This is a genomic window from Flavobacterium rivuli WB 3.3-2 = DSM 21788 (genome assembly GCF_000378485.1).
GTDB classification, from domain to species: Bacteria; Bacteroidota; Bacteroidia; order Flavobacteriales; family Flavobacteriaceae; genus Flavobacterium; species Flavobacterium rivuli.
Genome location: NZ_KB899971.1, coordinates 242,712 through 259,068, shown reverse-complemented (window position 1 = coordinate 259,068; position 16,357 = coordinate 242,712). Strand labels below are relative to the sequence as shown.

General features: G+C 41.1%; 15 protein-coding genes. 10 read left to right on the top strand and 5 right to left on the bottom strand.

Annotated features, from left to right (window positions below; all coding sequences use genetic code 11):
- Positions 1-59: 59 nt before the first annotated feature.
- On the bottom strand, positions 60-2,663 hold the full coding sequence (locus tag F565_RS0114260) for a TonB-dependent receptor (protein WP_020213914.1): 2,604 nt from the start codon (positions 2,661-2,663) through the stop codon (positions 60-62).
- Between the two features lie 318 nt (positions 2,664-2,981).
- On the opposite strand from F565_RS0114260, the gene F565_RS0114255 reads away from it, so the two are divergent.
- Complete coding sequence (locus tag F565_RS0114255; protein WP_020213913.1) at positions 2,982-3,836, top strand: CPBP family intramembrane glutamic endopeptidase; 855 nt, start codon at positions 2,982-2,984, stop codon at positions 3,834-3,836.
- Positions 3,837-3,946: 110 nt separating this feature from the next.
- Here F565_RS0114255 and F565_RS0114250 read toward each other — a convergent pair whose 3' ends face one another.
- Together F565_RS0114250 and rbfA are read right to left on the bottom strand one after the other, a co-directional pair.
- Complete coding sequence (locus F565_RS0114250; protein WP_020213912.1) at positions 3,947-5,158, bottom strand: ABC transporter permease; 1,212 nt, start codon at positions 5,156-5,158, stop codon at positions 3,947-3,949.
- Between the two features lie 6 nt (positions 5,159-5,164).
- A complete protein-coding gene (rbfA, locus tag F565_RS0114245) occupies positions 5,165-5,557 on the bottom strand; it encodes a 30S ribosome-binding factor RbfA (RefSeq protein ID WP_020213911.1) in 393 nt (130 codons plus the stop codon).
- 118 nt (positions 5,558-5,675) lie between these two features.
- Here rbfA and F565_RS0114240 point away from each other — a divergent pair, with 118 nt between their 5' ends.
- The 5 genes from F565_RS0114240 (at position 5,676) to F565_RS0114220 (ending at position 8,894) form a co-directional block, all read left to right on the top strand.
- Positions 5,676-6,410 carry a hypothetical protein gene (locus F565_RS0114240; RefSeq protein ID WP_020213910.1) on the top strand — a complete coding sequence of 245 codons (735 nt, stop codon included), beginning with the start codon at positions 5,676-5,678 and terminating at the stop codon, positions 6,408-6,410.
- 127 nt (positions 6,411-6,537) lie between these two features.
- Entirely contained in the window at positions 6,538-6,888 is a 351-nt protein-coding gene (locus F565_RS0114235; protein ID WP_020213909.1) for an NAD(P)H-binding protein, read from the top strand.
- A 307-nt stretch (positions 6,889-7,195) separates the two neighbouring features.
- Positions 7,196-7,564 carry a hypothetical protein gene (locus F565_RS0114230; protein ID WP_020213908.1) on the top strand — a complete coding sequence of 123 codons (369 nt, stop codon included), beginning with the start codon at positions 7,196-7,198 and terminating at the stop codon, positions 7,562-7,564.
- A 74-nt stretch (positions 7,565-7,638) separates the two neighbouring features.
- Positions 7,639-7,875, top strand: a complete 237-nt coding sequence (locus tag F565_RS0114225; RefSeq protein ID WP_020213907.1) for a hypothetical protein — start codon at positions 7,639-7,641, stop codon at positions 7,873-7,875.
- Positions 7,876-8,006: 131 nt separating this feature from the next.
- Positions 8,007-8,894, top strand: a complete 888-nt coding sequence (locus F565_RS0114220) for an SDR family oxidoreductase (RefSeq protein ID WP_020213906.1) — start codon at positions 8,007-8,009, stop codon at positions 8,892-8,894.
- Positions 8,895-8,995: 101 nt separating this feature from the next.
- Here the strand turns inward: F565_RS0114220 and F565_RS0114215 are convergent, their stop codons facing one another.
- Positions 8,996-10,888, bottom strand: coding sequence for a M1 family metallopeptidase (locus F565_RS0114215; protein WP_020213905.1), 1,893 nt, complete (start codon positions 10,886-10,888; stop codon positions 8,996-8,998).
- Between the two features lie 443 nt (positions 10,889-11,331).
- Between F565_RS0114215 and F565_RS0114210 the strand changes: the two genes are divergently transcribed.
- Positions 11,332-11,985 carry an HD domain-containing protein gene (locus tag F565_RS0114210; protein WP_020213904.1) on the top strand — a complete coding sequence of 218 codons (654 nt, stop codon included), beginning with the start codon at positions 11,332-11,334 and terminating at the stop codon, positions 11,983-11,985.
- A gap of 250 nt (positions 11,986-12,235) precedes the next feature.
- Here F565_RS0114210 and F565_RS0114205 read toward each other — a convergent pair whose 3' ends face one another.
- A complete protein-coding gene (locus F565_RS0114205; protein WP_020213903.1) occupies positions 12,236-13,720 on the bottom strand; it encodes a hypothetical protein in 1,485 nt (494 codons plus the stop codon).
- 129 nt (positions 13,721-13,849) lie between these two features.
- On the opposite strand from F565_RS0114205, the gene yiaA reads away from it, so the two are divergent.
- From yiaA to F565_RS0114190, 3 genes are all read left to right on the top strand, one after another.
- Positions 13,850-14,329: an inner membrane protein YiaA gene (gene yiaA, locus F565_RS0114200; protein WP_020213902.1), complete on the top strand. Its 480-nt coding sequence runs from the start codon at positions 13,850-13,852 to the stop codon at positions 14,327-14,329.
- A 95-nt stretch (positions 14,330-14,424) separates the two neighbouring features.
- Positions 14,425-15,711 (top strand): DUF2157 domain-containing protein, encoded by a 1,287-nt coding sequence (locus F565_RS0114195; protein ID WP_169336030.1) that lies wholly within the window; start codon positions 14,425-14,427, stop codon positions 15,709-15,711.
- Positions 15,701-16,264, top strand: coding sequence for a GDYXXLXY domain-containing protein (locus tag F565_RS0114190; protein ID WP_020213900.1), 564 nt, complete (start codon positions 15,701-15,703; stop codon positions 16,262-16,264). The genes F565_RS0114195 and F565_RS0114190 overlap by 11 nt, the downstream gene beginning before the upstream one ends.
- The last annotated feature ends 93 nt before the right edge of the window (positions 16,265-16,357 follow it).

Below are 16,357 nucleotides of genomic sequence, written 5' to 3'. Positions count from 1 at the left end.
AAGGCCCCTGCAATTGCAGGAGCCTTTTAGGCACTAAACCAATATGAAAACAAAACTACTTAAAAGTTAAACCTCATTCCGAAATTGTACGTTCTGCCGTTACCAAAAAACACGTTGTTGCTCACGTTAATACCCCTGTATAACTCGGCACCGGGCTCTGCAGCATTGGCGGTAGTCATTTCAGAAAGGTACACCTCGTCAAAAACATTGTTTACGTTAAGCCTGAAGGTAAGCGAGTTTTCGGCAAACTTCAGGGTGTAGGTAACACCGGCATCTACAAGGTCGTAAGAGGGCAATTCTATATTATCTTTAGTAACAACATCTGCATACATGTTGCTGTATGTTCTCCAGTCGGCATCTACAGATAATCCATTTACAATGCGGTAGGTTGCGCCAAGGCCAAAGGTGGTTTGTGCAGCAGGGCCCACTTTACCGCCTTTTACCTCCTGAATGGTCTCTTCAAGCAGCCTTTGGTTTTCGTCATATTTTCTCTGGTAAATATTATCATCATATTCCCAGTCGCCTAACGATGCAAAACCTTTAATGTTTAGCGATTGCAGCGGGCGTGCCACTAAGCTAACCTCTACACCTTTATGAAGCTGGTTTACACCACTGTTATTAGTATATACTAACTGGCCGGTAGCCTGGTCTGTGGTAGATGTTGTGGTAACCCTGTCTTTCCATCCGGTACGGTACACATCTACATTAACATCTACAAAGCGGCTTTTAAAACGGTAACCGGCCTCCAGCCCTGTAATTTTTTCGTTCTTGGTAAGCGGGTTCACATCGTTACCAAAGTTTAGGTAAATGTTATCGTGGTACGGCTGCTTGCTGTAAAAGCCTGCATTGGCAAAAATGCTGTGCTGAGGTGTAAAGCTGTAGTTAGCCCCGCCTTTAATGTTGTAGCCTGTGTTGCTTACCTTAGCCGATTTTTCTTCGGCCTGTGTGTAGCCAAACCTGTCCCAGCGCACGTGCGATTGCGATGATACCGCTCCCTGCACATAAGCCGAAAATGAATTTGCAGCATACTCTAACTGCCCAAAAATACCGCCATAGCTTATGCGCTCATCATAATCATAATTTACCTTTTGGTTATCTGCGGGGTTATTGGTAAGCGCGCTCCACGGGTTTGCACTATACTGTTCTGTTACTATATACCCGTCAGGATACTGTTTATTATCTGTAACAGAGAAACCGTCTAACCCTAAATAGTTAGATATTTCGCGGTAGTGGTTACCTTTATAGGTACGCAAATCTATACCTGCGTTATAGCTAAGGGTTTCGGTAAGTTTGTGGTTAAAGTTGCTTACAACGCCGTACCATGCGTGGTTATTTACCGAGTTGCGTATGGCATAAGCCGCCTCTGGCGATGTACGTGCTGCAAGGGTGCCTATACGTCCCGGCAAGGCCATGTTGTTATTTCTTATGGCTGCAAAATCTACATGCCCGTCTGCCGTGGTTTTTTTACCGTTACCCCAGTTGCCTGTACCGCCACCGCGGCCCCATGAGGCATACAGCACGGTAGAGAGCTGCATATCGCTGTTTATATTGTAATCCCAGTTAAAGTTTGCCACCGGCTTGTGGTAATAGTTTGTTCTTTCGCTAAGGTAATCGCCATCAAGAAAACCGTAGTTATTGTTGTATTTGCGGCCGTACCTTAAATAGTTTGAAATAGCTTTTGTATAATTTTGGTCGTGCTGCTGTGGTGCGCCAAAAAGCAAAAAGTTAAACGTATGCCTGTCATTAGGCTTATACCCTAACGATACAAAATAGTTTTGGCCCTCGCCACGCGTGCCGCGGTTGTAACCGTCTCCGCTCCAGTCTGTAATCATTACGCTGGCACCAAACCCGTTTTGCATCATGCCGGTATTGTAGCCCAGCGTGGTTTTTATATAATTATTGTTACCCACAATGCTTTGCGCAAAGCCACCTTTTTTAAGCTCTGTAGCCTTGGTAACAATATTTACCGTACCCCCTACAGATGATATTGCCAGTTTAGATGACCCAAGCCCGCGCTGCACCTGTATGGCATTGGCCACATCGGTCATGCCCTGCCAGTTAGACCAGTACATGTTACCATCTTCCATACCGTTAATGGGCTGCCCGTTTAACAGGAATGCCGTATTAGTCTGGTCAAAACCGCGCAGGAACATTTGCGAGTCGCCATAACCACCCGCGCTGCTGGCAACATATACAGATGGTGTGTTTTTCATGATTTCAGGAAATTCCTGGTTACCCGTTTTCTGCTGAATTTCAGATCGCCTTATGGTAGTAGAGGCTACCGGGGTGCGCCTGTCTTCTTCAAGATCTATAATACCGGTACCCACAATTACTATGTTCTCCAGCTCTTCGCTGTTTGCAGCCAGGTTAATTGTGCCCACGTTTAACGCCTGTCCGGGAGTAATGGTAAAAGCAACGCTCTTTGTTTGAAAGCCTAAAAAAGACACCACTATTTCGCCCGATGTTACTGATGTAGATACTGTAAATGTACCATCTATGCCTGTGGTTGTAGCATCGCTGCTGCCTTTTACGGCAACGGTTGCTGCGGGTAGTGGCAGGCCGGCATCGTCTATAACGGTTCCTGTTACTGTTTCCTGAGACCATGCTACGGTGCCCGCAAGCAGAAGCAGGGCACTAAACAAAATTTCTTTTAATCGTTTCATTAAGTATGCATTTAATTAGTTGCTTACAAAAATTGCGATTTAAAAAAGCCCCGCCGTTAAGCAAACATTAAAACCCTTAGCAACTGAGTAACCCCAATATTAACCATAGCCTTGTAAAATGTTATATTTAAACGTTGCTTTTACCTAAAGGCAAACTTTTTATAACAAAAATGGTGGTGCCTAATTAAAACTTAATGGTCTGTTAAAAAGGGTTATAGGCAGGTGGCGAGACGTTTTTGGGTCTTAGTAAAATTCTTAACTTGTATGGTATGCTTAATTTTAGGTTATTTGCGCTACCATAATTTTGCGTTTACTTTCATGATCAAAACAATACTCAGGGATTTGTTCAGCTTTATAAAAAAGCCCGATGATACCCAAAGCCGGTTAACCGTAAAGAGCAAGTTCCTGTACATATTAATTTTACTGGTATTTGAATTTATACTATCCTACCTTTTTATATTTCCGGTTTTAGAAGAAATAGATAGTATACTAAACTTAAGGTCGGTAGATAATGAATATTACACGGCCTTAAAATCGGTTATACTTTTTGTTATCGTGGTTCCTTTTGGCGAAGAACTTTTGTTTAGGTATTTTTTACGCTATAAGGGATTAAAAACCAAGGTAATTAGTGCGGCAGCATGGAGCAGGTTTTTCCCTTTTTTAGTATACTCCTTTGCTATTTGTTTTGGCTTTATGCACATTGCCAATTATACAAACAGCAGTAATTTATTTTATGCCCTGTCGCCACTCATTATTTTAACCCAGCTTACCGGCGGGTTAGTAATTACATTTATAAGGGTAAGGCTTAACTTTATTTGGGGATTCCTGTATCATGCCCTGTGGAATTTTATGGTCATGATCGCAATACCGGCAGTAGAGGTTTCGTATACCGAACCCTATACGGAGCACACTAAAAACTACACCATTGCGATAGAGGAAAAACTGTTTTTTGATAACGACAAAGAGCAAAGCATAAAAATTGACAGTACCGGTGGTAAGATACATGGCATTACTGTAAAGCAATATTATTTGCAAACCCTGTTAGATACGCTTTATACAAAAGACAGGTACTATGGGGGCGAAGCATTAATCAACCTAAACCTAACTTCTAAAGATGGTGTTACAAAAGAAGGTATTATAAACATACTTAAAAAAGAATATGAAATTGAATAGCATGTAACAGATCAACTTCGTATAGCATAACATAGACGGTTACAATACTAAAAAGGAATAGTAAAAATTATTGCAATGAGGGTTTTAACTTTTGCAGAATGAAGAGCAAATTACGCTATATCCAGCAGCTCTTTGTTAACCCGTGTAGAGGCTACATAAGATGCAAAAATACCCAACCCAAATACTGTTGCCAATACAATAAATACATTGTTTACAATAAAAGCCGTAGGGTAAGCCATAGTGGGCGTTATCATGAACAGGCTATATTGCTGCTGTAAAACAATAAGTATGGTAGCGCATACAATGCCAAAAAAAGTACCCAGTGTAGTTATAAAAATGCCCTGGTAAAAAAAGATGCGGCGCAGGGTGCGTATTTCGGCACCAAGGCTGTACAGGGTTTTTATATTTTCTTTTTTGTCCAGTATAAGCATTATAAGTGCGCCGGCAAGGCAAAACAGTGTAAGCACCACCACGAGAGAACTAAAAAGGTAGGTAACCAAATTTTCGGCATTAAGCATTTTATAAAGAGAGTCGTTAAGCTGTGCACGGTTTTTAACCTCTACAGTAGCTTTAAAAATACCCTGTAACCTTTCGCGAAGTCGGTCTTCGTTGGTGCCGGGTTTCAGTTTAAGCTCCAGCGCGCTATACTGGTTTTTTTTAAATTGTAACAGTTCCTGGGCAAGGTCCAGGCTGCAGTATACATAGCGGTTATCTACATCTTCGCTAATAGAGTAAACCCCTACTACAATAAGCTCTTCTTTATTAAAGGCATCTTTTTCAGAGTTAATAGCACCATCGCCTGCTTTAGGCACAAATACTTCCAGCGGCCGCTGCATATCAAACAGGCCTAAGCCCAGCTTGCTGTATATACCTGCACCTACCACTGCCTGCCCGGTATACATTTTAAGCCAGTTGCCGCCCAACAGTACTTTTTTATCGCTCATTCCTGTAACGGTACTGTAAAGGGTATCTACCCCTTTAAGGTAGGCCACCTGTTCTTTTTCGTTATAATAAAAAAGAACGCGCTCCTCTGCCACACCACTGTAAGCAGCAATATCTGTAATGGCATTAAGTTGTTTTTGCTGTGCGGGCGACACCGTAAAAGATTTCCCGGCAGATGGCATGATCTTAAGGTCGGGGTCGGTAGCATTGGCAAACGAGAGGCTAAAGTCGCGCAGGCCGCTAAAGCCGCTCATAAGTATAAATAACGCGGCAGTACTTACAAAAATACCAAGCGCAGCAATAATCGTAATAATGTTTACGGCAGTGCTTTTGCTTTTGCTAATGGTGTAGCGCCGGGCTATATATAGGGAGAAGCTCAAATTAAATTACATTTTTCTGCGTCTTTCCAGCAGTTCCGGGTTTGTAATAGGGTTGCTTTCTCCGGTAAGTTCTTTGTCTATAACTTCCATCCTGTCCAGTGTGTCATCAATAAAAAACACAAGGTTAGGCACTTTGCGAAGCTGTAATTTTACACGCTGCGAAAGGTCGTGCTTAATAAGCGGGGCATTGCTTTTTACGGCAGCCAGTATTTCGCCGCCTTTGTTAGACGGGAACACGCTTAAATATACCTTTGCAATAGAAAGGTCAGTAGTTACTAAAACTTTAGATACCGATAATACAAGATTGCTCACGCCATTTTTGCGTATTTCGCCCTGTAATATATCTACAAGGTCTTTTTGCAGCAGTGCGCCTATTTTTTTTTGCCTGTTTGTTTCCATGCTGCAAAAATACTTAAAATTTTAATGGCTTGTGGTTTAAAGTTTAGCGATTATATTTGCCTGTACCCTAACCGTAAAGCTACTTTATAAACCACAGCACCACAAAACTTTTAACACTATGCATAAATTTATTGCCTTATTACTGCTCCTCAGCCTTTGCAGCTGTTTAAAAGAACAGGATGCTGTGCTTAAACTTAATAACAAGGAAGTTTATTTTGTAGATACGTCATCTCAAGGTTCAGACATGAGGTCTTATAGCACTGATTCATTACGAAACAAATCTGTTACTGTGATAAGTTATACATTAAGCAACCCTACCAATAAAAAGTTGCTGTTTGTAATTGATACAAATGATTTTTTTCCTTACTACGGAGAACCTGTATCTCGTGGCATATTAGGATTTACAATAAAAGATAAAAATGGCATTATTATTAAACATAGTCCGTCAGTAATTGATTATGCTAACAATAGTGAGGATCATTATCATGTTAATATTAAATTACATGAAATGGAACTTAAATGGCAAAAACAGGCTTTACTGGGAACGTCTCCGCAAATAGATAATTATATTGATAATTCGGTAGTACTGCATCCTAGTGAAACCAAAACATTTAAGGTACTTGTAAGCCTGCCCATTGTTTTAGAACATGACCGTATATTACGTAATGGCGGTGCTGCAGCGTTTAATAACTTAAAGGAAGGCTACACATTTCAGGTATTTTATAAGTGCAAAGCAAAAGCCTTAAAAGCCTCACTGCCTAAATATCTTAAAGATGAATTAACAGAAAATGAAATAGAAATTTTTGAGGGTACTTTATATTCTAACCCTGCCGTTTTAAAGCTTAAAAAGTAACATTGTGCATAGAAGTTTGTGTGCCTGCATTATGAAAATTTTGCTATTATAGCTTATATTTGTGTAGCACCATTTGTGTGCCATTAAGTTTATAGTAAGCTTAAATTTCACTTTACATACATACCTTATGTCTGCACAAAAACCCAGAATACTGATAACCGGAGCAACCGGACAGGTGGGACAAAAAACAATCTCCTTTTTACAAAATAACGATAGTATAGAAATTGTGGCTGCCGTGCGCAGTGCTGCAAAAGCACAGGCTTTTCAGGATAAAGGCATTGCTACAGTAATCCTTGACTTTGATAATGAAGCCACTTATACCGATGCCCTTAAGGATATCGACAGGATATTTATTGTAACCGGCTACACGGTAGATATGCTTCGCCAAAGCAAGGCACTGCTGGATGCTACACAGTTACCGGTGGGCATCATCTCCCGTCTGTGGAGGCAGCATTGGAGGGAACGGAATATTCGGTAGAATTAGAAAATATAAGAAATCTCCTGCTAGGATTTAAAGAGCAAAAGTTAAAATTTTCATATCGTCTTTAAATGAACACGAACAAAAAGGGGCGCTTCAACTTTATTACCCGATTTTTGGTCAGTAAAAAAAGTAAAGGAGGAAATAGGTTTCGCCTTGTGGAAAGCGGGCAATCCTACACAAGAGGGTACCTATGTCTCATTTTTTAGCAATAATGTGAGAGTGAGGTTAATTATTAAGACTAATCCAACTACTGGCCAGACTTACCTAGATAATATATTAATGTTTGACTATTAAAAATCATCATATGAGTTCAACACATAAAAACTATAATCTTCAATTTGTAAATAAAGTGTTTGACAAAACAATTTTCAAAACTGTCGAATATATAATTGCCAGTAACACGGCCTTTAAAGGACTCTATTTTTATTTGAGTCAGATTGAAGGTCCTGATCATATTACTGATATACTCGATGATGTTAATAAAGCATTGCAAGGAATACCTTTTGAAAGTAATATTCGCGTAGGTAGCGAAACAACCACTTTAGCATTAAGCAATGTTCAAATTGAGGATCAGGGACAAACTATAAATATTCCAATTATCGACTTCAAATCCATCCTAACTGAATATCTGAATTTTCTATTAGAGCCACCCTTGGAAGGCACTAAAGTATAAGTAATTAAATTTTAAATTATGCCACCTACACACCCACAATAGCAAAACGATACTATCCCCGCCTGTCGGAGATAGTGTCAGTAGAAGACCTGCCCGAGTTCCTTTCTTTTGTAGAGGATGGCCTTAATACTATTTTTAATAAAATTCATTATAAAAACCTCCAGTTTTCTAAAAGCTACTTCCCAGTAGCACTAGAATATAAGTGGGAGATACTTGCTTTTTTAAAGTCGTTTAGCCTTGAAGGATTTTCGTTTACAATTGATGGGTTTTATAATATAAATGAGGTGAGTACTACCTTAATAAACCCTTAGTAAGTAATCTTCACTTTAAATTTTACGCTCTTGTGTCATGTCTGTTTTGTGTTTATAGCTTATATTTGTGTAGCACCATTTGTGTGCCTTTAAGTTTATAGTAAGCTTAAATTTCACTTTACACATACCTTATGTCTGCACAAAAACCCAGAATACTGATAACCGGAGCAACCGGACAGGTGGGACAAAAAACAATCTCCTTTTTACAAAATAACGATAGTATAGAAATCGTGGCTGCTGTGCGCACTGCTGCAAAAGCACAGGCTTTTCATGATAAAGGCATTGCTACAGTAATCCTTGATTTTGATAACGAAGCCACTTATGCCGATGCCCTTAAGGATATCGACAGGATATTTATTGTAACCGGCTACACGGTAGATATGCTTCGCCAGAGCAAGGCACTGCTGGATGCTGCTAAAGTTGCCGGTGTTAAACACGTGGTGCACCTGGGTGCGTGCGGTCGCGATAATACCACCGTAGCACACTGGGCATGGCACCAGCTTGTAGAGCGTTTTATAGAGTGGCACGGCTTCTCGTTTACGCACCTGCGCCCCGAAACTTTTATGCAAAACCTGCTTAGCTATGGCGGCGCCCCGGTTATTAATAACGGCATTATTGTGCAGTATGTAAAAGATGCCCGCAAAAGCTGGGTAGATGTTAACGATGTGGCTGCTGTTGCGGCCCAGGCATTGCTAAAACCCGAAATACATAACGGTAAAACCTACCGTTTGGGCTACGATGCGCAGTCGTATTATGATATTGCAAATTTACTGACCAATGCTATAGGCAAGCCATTTAAATATGTACCCCATGCCCCCGAAGAGTTTTTAAGGACGATGCAGGCTAATGGCGCCGATATGGCATATATGGATTGTGTATACAAACATTACATTCGCTATGCCGAAGGTACTATTCCCGGAGCAGACGATGTGTTTGATAACTTTGAAGCAATAACCGGGCAGCAGCCTACCCGCTGGGCCGATTTTATAGAGAAGCACAAAGAGGAATTTGCTTATTAGTAATACAGCCTTAATTTAAGCACAAGCCATTTATATTCCGGATTAAACCCACAAAAAAAGCAGCACTTAATAAATGCTGCTTTTGTATTAGTAAGTATGTGTTACTTGCTATAAAGGTTGTTGGCCTTATTTACATCTGCCATAGTTTCAGATGGGTCTATCGCCATAATGCGTATAGCATCTTTAGGCTTGTTTATGGTAAAGGTAAAGGTAGGGTGTGCCCAGTCCCACTCTTTTAAAACGGTGCGCTTAAGCTTAGGGAACGGATTGTCTTTTGTATAATGCATTAAATTAAGCGGTACATAAAAACTTTCCTGTGTACCATCGCTATACGCCACAATAATATCTATGGGCATGGGCATAAGGCCTATGCGCTCCAGCGTAATTGTAGTGTTGGCACCCGCTTCTTTAACCTCTTTAATAGAATAGTCAATAGTATTGGTAGTCTGGCACCAGTCGGTTAAATACCAGTCCAGTTCGGCTCCGCTCACTTTTTCTGCGGTACGCTTAATGTCGTTAGGCGTAGGATGGGTAAATTTATAATCGGCAAAGTAACGCTTAAGGGTTTGCGCCAGCTTTTCTTCGCCAATAACATAACCCAGCTGTGCAAGAAAAATTTCGCCCTTGCTGTATGCCGCAATGCTGTATGCCGTGTTAGAGTTGTAACGGTCGGCATGCGTGGTAAGCGGCTGCTCTTTACCGCTTTTTACCAAATAAAAATAATTGTCGTAAGCACCTTTAAACGGACTCTCCGGAGCTTCATCCTCCTTAACTTTAGGAGGCAGTACGGCATCCATGGCAAGGTCTGATATGTATGATGTAAAACCTTCATCCATCCAGTAATGCTTGCTCTCGTTAGTAGCTAAAATATGCTGAAACCATGAGTGTGCAAACTCGTGCGCTGTTGTACCTACAAGGCTGCCAAAGCTGCGGCCACCGGTAATAAGGGTGCACATGGCATACTCCATACCGCCGTCGCCACCCTGCACTACGCTGTATTGCTTGTACGGGTAAGGGCCTACGTTCTTGTCATAATACGCTAATATTTCAGCCGTTTTAGGTTGTAGCCTTTTCCAGTTGTCTAAAAATTCAGGCTTGTTTTTATAAAAGAAATGCAGCTCTACGCTATTTTCTCCAATAATTTTATCGTGAATATACTCCGGGTCGGCACCCCAGGCAAAGTCATGCACATTTGGTGCGAAAAAATGCCAGGTAAGCGTTTTGGCTTTTTTAGGGATTTCTACAGTAACACCGGCATCTTCATAGCCCTTACCTATCTCATTTTTGTTTTGCAGGTAACCGCTGCCGCCTATGGTGTAGGTTTTATCTATAGTAATGTTTACATCAAAATCGCCCCATACGCCATGAAACTCACGGCCTATGTAAGGGTCGGCATGCCAGCCCTCAAAATCATATTCGGCCATTTTAGGATACCACTGCGTCATGCTAAGGGCTATACCGTCGGCAGAATTGCGGCCGCTACGGCGAATTTGCAATGGCACCTGCGCATCAAAATCAAGCGTAAACGTAGTAGAGCTGTGCGGCAGTATTGGTTTTGCAAGGGTAACCTCCAGTATGGTGCCGCTTACTATAGTTTTGGCAGCGACATTGTCCTGCTTAAAATTAGTTATATTAAGGTAGCCTGTTTCGTTAGGCTTAAGCGGCGCAATACGGCTTGTTTTAGTAGTTTTATCGCCCACTTTAGTGGTGATTACCATCCTGCTGTCGGGGTCGGCAATGGCCTGCAGGCGCGCATCCATTTCGCTGTTAGGCTGAAACGCGTTATTGTACAAATGGTAAAACACCCGGCGCAGTGTATCGGGCGAGTTATTGGTGTATACCAACTGTTGCTTACCGGTGTATTTAAAGGTTTTTACATCGACAGATACATCCATCTTGTAGTTAACGTGCTGTTGCCAATAGCCCGCATTGGGACTTTTTTGCGCAAAAAGGCCGGATGCCGATAATAGCGCTACTGCTAAAATTGTTCTCATGGGTTAAAAATAAACAAAAGTCTTAAAGATAGAAAGTCTTAAAGTTGAAAGTTTTTACTTTCTTGCCGGCACGTCATAATGAATAATCAAATAAAAGGCAGAGCTAATATCCCATTCTTATCACGCCGCCTAACCTCTCTCAATACTATCGTGCGGATACATATCTCTGAAACTCTTCTTTTTTTGACCTCACCCCCAGCCCCTCTCCAAAGGAGAGGGGTGCCCAGTAATGGGTATCTTATTGTAATCTTGATGTGAAAATATTTTGAAAATGCATTTTACCAAGTTGAGTGTAGCTACCCCCTCTCCTTTGGAGAGTCCCGATAGCTATCGGGAGGGGCGAGGTTAATATTTGTGTCCACACGACTCCTTCGTCGAAATGAAAATTTCTTTCATGGTATCCCCACACCATTTCGTACTTTTACCCCATCAAATAAACATACATGGACACTACCCTTATTATAGAGAACACCAAAGCTTTTGTACAACAAAAACTACAGGGTGCCGAAGGCGGGCACGACTGGTTTCATACCCAGCGCGTGTATAACAATGCGTTGCTTATAGCCAAAGGTGAGGAGTGCAACATTACTGTTGTACAGCTTGGCGCGCTGCTGCACGATGTGGCCGACAGCAAGTTTTATGAGGGCGACGAAACCGTGGGCCCTAAACTGGCATGGGAATTTTTAGAGTCGCAAAATGTACCCGAAGCTATTATCATGCAGGTGGTTAATATTATAGAAAACATATCGTTTAAGGGTGGTAATTTCGAGAAGCATTTCCATTCGGCAGAGCTGGCTATTGTTCAGGATGCCGACAGGCTTGATGCGATAGGGGCAATAGGTATTGCGCGCACGTTTAACTATGGCGGGTTTATGAACCGCTCATTGTATGACCCTGCTATTGCGCCAAACCTGCACATGACTAAGGAGGAATATAAAAAAAGCAATTCGCCTACGCTAAACCACTTTTACGAAAAGCTGTTGCTGCTTAAAGACAAAATGAATACTACTACCGGTAAAACTATTGCACAGGAGCGCCATGCCTTTATGGAAACATTCCTGGCACAGTTTTTTGCAGAGTGGAACGGGGAGAAGTAGTCTTTATTTATAGCGTTTTATACATTTTACCACAAAGGGCACGAGTGCTAATTAAGATCAATAGCACAAAGGGCACAAAGAAAATGCTTTGCTCTTTGAGAACACAAAGCTGAGTGCACAGATAGCCATAAAGCTTTGTGCTCTAATAATACAACTTTTTTATATTTATTGTTAAATATTTATATTGCTTTGTGCACCTTGTGAAATGCTTGGTGACCTTTGTGGTAAAAAAACTTTATTGGTAAAAGCATCAACCTTTCATTAACCCCAAAGTAACCTCATATACCGGTTTTTTGTATGCTTTAGCAAGCAGCCAGCCTAAAAAGCTCAACACGAAAATATCCTCCTGTGCATTAGGCTGCACCATTGCCTCTATGCCCAGCTTAAAGGCAGATGTTGTAACTATTTCCGGTTTTTGCACATACTTTTCCACCAGCAATACATAATTCATAACGCGGGTTTCGTTTACTTCGGCAAGGTATTTTTTGTAGCGCCGCTTAAAACTTTTAATCCGGGACAAAGCCAGTTCGGTATTCTCAAACTGAATGTGCATTAATATCTCTACCAGGCTTTTCCTGATGGCGTATACCATACCCAGCTTTTTTTCGTACCAGCTGTCGCTGTGCACATACTGCCGCATGTATTTACTCACGGCGCGGTCTTCCTGCTGAAGGCAAAACACGATGATAGCAAGCCGCAGGTCGTTCACATCAACAAGGTCGGCTTTTTTAGAGGCGTCTTTCAGGGCTTTTTCGGCAATAGCCAAAGCGTTTGCGGGCTCGCCGTTATAATTTTTGTTAAGAGATACCAACAGAAAATACCTTATGTAAAACAGCGGATAGTACCTTTTGTTTTGCTGTTGCATCTGGTTGTGCATCTGCTCCAGTATTGTCACGCTTTCTGTAAAACGGCGATTGCGAAAATGAAAATTAGCCATAAAATACAAAATGTAAATATGGTAATACAGCTGCCTGCCTGCCATTTCTTCTTTACCGGTAATAAAAGCGTAGCTTTTTTGCACAAAGGGCTCTACAAGGGTAAAGTTGCTGTTTAAGGAAGCGTACTCGTTAGCAATAAATAAAATTTGGTACAGCGATTTAAACGTAAGTATCTCTGTAAGTGATACTCCAAGATTGCCCATTGTGCCTATTATAAATTCCCTGAAATCTATAACCTTTCCCTTGTGCACGATCTCTGCCAGTTCGCGGCGCAGGAGTGCATAGCCCAGGTTAAGCTGTTCTTCGCGGTTTAGTTTTTCTTTATTGGCGGTAAATTTATCTATTACATCATTTAGCAAAAGCTGTGGGTTAAGGTGGGCATACTGTATCTGGGTGTGGTAAATTTCGTTAAGCAGGCTAAAGTGTTCCAGCTCTATAGCTTTGGCTTCGGCTTTAGCCAGGCATTTAAAAGCGGTTTTAGTAAGCTTGTGTTCTAAAAACAGGCGGCTTACCACGAGCAGGCGCAATACCTCGTGGGCTTCGCCGGAATTGTTTATAAACGTGCGGCCTGCCATGAACGATACTAAGTTATCATAAAGGCGTTTATTAAGCGCATGGTATGCCGCGTTATTAGTACCGTAAATTTTATTTATGGTAATTATATCGTCAGTTTCAAGCAATTTAAAAAGCGTTATGTTTTGTACATCACTGCGCTTGTTCTTTTCGTTAAGGTAATTTTTAAATGCCTTTTTATCATAGTTGTCCATTAAGTTAATGATTTCGTGTATGGCATTCATGATACTTATATATAGTTTTAAAATTATAAAAATACTGTTTTATATCGTCAGTTTTATAATGATATTGATTTTTACCGCTTTATTTTTTGACGGAGATTTGCCTTATAATTAATAACAAAATCAATACTTATGGAACCGCTAAAATCCTTTGAAGTAAATGAAACTTCACCATCAAAAAAAGAAACAACAACAACAACAACAACAACAACACCCGAAGGGCCGCGTTCGTTAAAACCTACCAATGCCTTTGTGGGTGCCTCATGGATGGCGCTGCTTACAGGTGCTGTAGCATATTGCATAGGGCTGTTTAACGCCACCATGCAGCTTAACGAAAAAGGCTACTATTTTACCATACTGCTCTTTGGGTTGTTCTCTGTAATATCTGTACAAAAAAGTGTGAGGGATAGGCTGGAAGGCATCCCCGTAACCGATATCTATTATGGTATAAGCTGGTTTACCACAGTAGCCTCTATAGTTTTACTGGTAATAGGCCTGTGGAATGCTGATTTGCTGCTGAGCGAGAAAGGCTTCTTTGGGATGTCTTTTGCCCTGAGCCTGTTTGCAGCCATAGCCGTACAAAAAAATACCCGCGACTTAAAGTCGGCGTAAACGCTTAGCGGATGCCCCATGGCTGCCTTAACCGGTGGCTGTGGGGTTTTTTATATACATACTTATTTTATTGTACATTTAAACAAAATACAATTATGGCAACCTTATTAAAAGACCTGCCGGAGCTGGTGGAAAACAACGTTATATCACCACAAACCGCTACCGATATAGAGAGGTATTATGCCGCAAGGGTAAATCCGCAAACAAATATTATGCTTACCATATTTGGGGTGCTGGGTGGCATACTCGCAGGCCTGGGCATAATACTCATATTTGCCCATAACTGGGACAACTTTAGTAAAACTATTAAGACCGGCCTTGCTGTGCTGCCTTTATTTATAGCGCAGGCACTTGCAGGATATTCTATCTTAAAAAACAAAAGCAGCGTGTGGAAAGAAACAGCGGCAACACTACTGTTCTTTGCGGTAGGGGCATCCATCTCGCTCGTGGCGCAGATATATAATATATCCGGCGATTTTCCTGCATTTTTAACAACCTGGATATTGCTGTGCCTGCCGCTGGTATACCTTCTTAACTCTAATGCTGCGGCAATACTGCTCCTGGTTTTTAGCACCTGGTATAGTGCAGTAGCCGGTTACTCGTTATGGGAAAGGCCGTATTGGTACCTGTTATTTATTGCCGCGTTATTACCTTTTTACATAGGGCATTTAAAAACCGGTAAAAACAGTAACCTGGCTGTAGTACTTAACTGGCTTATGCCTTTAAGCCTGCTCATTGCCTTTGGGGCCTTTCTTAAAGGTGCCGATGGTTTTGTAGTGGTTATGTATATGGCTTTTCTATGCCTTATGTACAACGTAGGCTCGCTGCCGTTCTTTGCCAATTTAAAAAAGCAAACGGGCTATCTTGCCTTTGGCGAGTTAGGTATTATTATAGTGCTGCTTATGGTATCTGCACAATATATGTGGTTAGAGATAACCGGTAATATGCAATACGGAATTTATGCCGTGCAGAGCCATTTTATAATAATCTGGGCTGTGCTCCTGCTCATAAGTGCAATTTTAATGTTCAGGTATAAAAGTGCTACGTTTAGCAGCCTTAAGTGGGCAACATTCCTGTTCCCGGTGTTATACTTTATAGCAATGGTAAATGTACCCCTCGCTACCATACTTACTAACCTGGTTATATTAGCGTTTGGCATACTAACCATTCGTAACGGTATTAATAAACTGCATTTTCGCACCTTAAATTTTGGGATACTGGTACTGGCTGTACTTACCACCATCCGTTTTTTTGATACCAATATTTCTTTTGCCATTCGCGGCAGCCTTTTTTTAATAGTGGGCATTGGCTTTTTTGCAGCCAATTACATAGTTATAAAGAAAAAGAAAGAACAACCTGATACCCATACCCATGAAAACTAAATATGTATTTATAGCCTTTGCAGTAACAGCATTATTGCAGGCATTTGCACCTTTAAAAATGGTGTACGATAACGAAATGACCGTGAGCCACGGCACTGTGTATAAGTTTAAGACAGAACCTATAGACCCGTCAGACCCGTTTAGGGGAAAATATGTGAGCCTCAATTTTGAAGAAAATATCCTTAGGGTAAAAGATACTGTTTGGCAAAGCAATGAACAGGTTTATGCGTTGCTAAGTATAAATGCTGCCGGCTTTGCAAAAATAACTGCCATTACTAAAACCCGGCCCCAAACAGGCAATGACTATATTGTGGTTAAAACAAATTATTATTTTGATGGCAGTTTGCATATTAACCTGCCTTTTGACCGTTTTTACATGGAAGAAGGCAAAGCACAGGAAGCCGAAGACAGTTACCGGGACTATAGCCGTCAGGAAAATACAAAACCGGCCTATGCCCTTGTTGCGGTAAAAGAAGGTAATGTCGTTGTAACTGATGTTATTGTAGATGGCCAGCCCATTCGTAATTATGTGCTGCGTAAAAGGGAAGAGTAGGTTGTTTGCTGCAATAAATTTATCGAACTCGTCTTGACTTTTTTGATTGAAGCGAAAAATGGAGATTTTTGTTTCAGATTTTAGCTTTTTTGC

Bases quoted from the DNA above. Each gene is read 5' to 3' on its own strand.
- F565_RS0114235 (WP_020213909.1), top strand. From the start codon at position 6,538: ATGTCTGCACAAAAACCCAGAATACTGATAACCGGAGCAACCGGACAG.
- F565_RS0114255 (WP_020213913.1), top strand. From the start codon at position 2,982: ATGATCAAAACAATACTCAGGGATTTGTTCAGCTTTATAAAAAAGCCC.
- F565_RS0114195 (WP_169336030.1), top strand. From the start codon at position 14,425: ATGGCAACCTTATTAAAAGACCTGCCGGAGCTGGTGGAAAACAACGTT.
- rbfA (WP_020213911.1), bottom strand. From the start codon at position 5,557: ATGGAAACAAACAGGCAAAAAAAAATAGGCGCACTGCTGCAAAAAGAC.
- yiaA (WP_020213902.1), top strand. From the start codon at position 13,850: ATGGAACCGCTAAAATCCTTTGAAGTAAATGAAACTTCACCATCAAAA.
- F565_RS0114260 (WP_020213914.1), bottom strand. From the start codon at position 2,663: ATGAAACGATTAAAAGAAATTTTGTTTAGTGCCCTGCTTCTGCTTGCG.
- F565_RS0114240 (WP_020213910.1), top strand. From the start codon at position 5,676: ATGCATAAATTTATTGCCTTATTACTGCTCCTCAGCCTTTGCAGCTGT.
- F565_RS0114210 (WP_020213904.1), top strand. From the start codon at position 11,332: ATGGACACTACCCTTATTATAGAGAACACCAAAGCTTTTGTACAACAA.
- F565_RS0114190 (WP_020213900.1), top strand. From the start codon at position 15,701: ATGAAAACTAAATATGTATTTATAGCCTTTGCAGTAACAGCATTATTG.
- F565_RS0114220 (WP_020213906.1), top strand. From the start codon at position 8,007: ATGTCTGCACAAAAACCCAGAATACTGATAACCGGAGCAACCGGACAG.
- F565_RS0114230 (WP_020213908.1), top strand. From the start codon at position 7,196: ATGAGTTCAACACATAAAAACTATAATCTTCAATTTGTAAATAAAGTG.
- F565_RS0114205 (WP_020213903.1), bottom strand. From the start codon at position 13,720: ATGAATGCCATACACGAAATCATTAACTTAATGGACAACTATGATAAA.
- F565_RS0114215 (WP_020213905.1), bottom strand. From the start codon at position 10,888: ATGAGAACAATTTTAGCAGTAGCGCTATTATCGGCATCCGGCCTTTTT.